General features: G+C 59.9%; 1 protein-coding gene and 1 pseudogene. Both read right to left on the bottom strand.

The genetic code is table 11. The features are described from left to right. Positions 1-265, bottom strand: a pseudogene (locus EN780_RS35610) (plasmid pRiA4b ORF-3 family protein); the annotation flags it as partial. 401 nt (positions 266-666) lie between these two features. Next, on the bottom strand, positions 667-865 hold a 199-nt coding region (locus EN780_RS35605), incomplete at its 5' end, for a porin (RefSeq protein WP_189557064.1).

Here is an 865-nt window from a genome sequence, read left to right as displayed (position 1 = left end):
CCGGTGGGGTCACCAGCCACGCAGCGAGGATAGTGACGCCTTCCTCGCGCGGAAGGCGTTCCAGACGGAGCAGATGGCGCCAGTTGTCGCCGAAGTCGTACTCATAAAGGATCGTGACGGTCTGTTCGTCGGAATCGTAGGGAAAGACGAAGTCGACCATCCGGAGTTCCGTCGCCTCGAAGATGCGATCGGCGGAGAGGCCGTCGCCATCGAACTCCGGCGCGCCATAGATGATGCCGCCGATGTTGAACTGATGCAAATGGCTAAACGAAGCGACATGATCCTGTTACATCGAGTGCCGAGCAGGGGCTTTGGTTGGTCGGCCTGTTTGTCGACAACTCACACAGAGACGCCCGCCGAAAGCCCGCCCAACTGCGCTCACAACTGAGGCATGTTTGTGAGGCCGGCTAACCTCTCCGGACTGGACGACGCCCAGCTTATTGATCCATCGCCCTCTCTGGCGGGATCGGGACGATGGCTATAGCTGCGAAGGGCACCTCTTAGGGGCGCCCTTCGCATCGGCTGGCACGCTTCGGTCCAGGGGGGGCGAAGACCTTAACCACCGCCGATCTGCTTTTTTGTATCGCATAAGCCAGCGCAGGCTGGGTGGGGAAGCCACAGCGTACGCAGCCGAGCGCTGCCAACGCTGTGGTTAAAAGGTGATCGTTAGAACGAGCGCTGGAAGCGAAGAACGCCGCCGATGCTGTTTCGCTTGTCGGCACCGGTCCAGTTGGTGACGGTGTCTTCGCCGACATGCAGATAGTCGACTTCGGCCGTGACCTTGAGACCCTTGACGATTTCATAGGCAACGTTCGCCGCGACGCCGAAGTTCTTACCTTCGTCATAGGAGAGCTGGGCGTTGAAC

This window comes from Mesorhizobium sp. M4B.F.Ca.ET.089.01.1.1 (assembly GCF_004022605.1).
GTDB lineage: Bacteria > Pseudomonadota > Alphaproteobacteria > Rhizobiales > Rhizobiaceae > Mesorhizobium > Mesorhizobium abyssinicae.
This window is presented reverse-complemented; position numbering and strand designations above follow the sequence as displayed.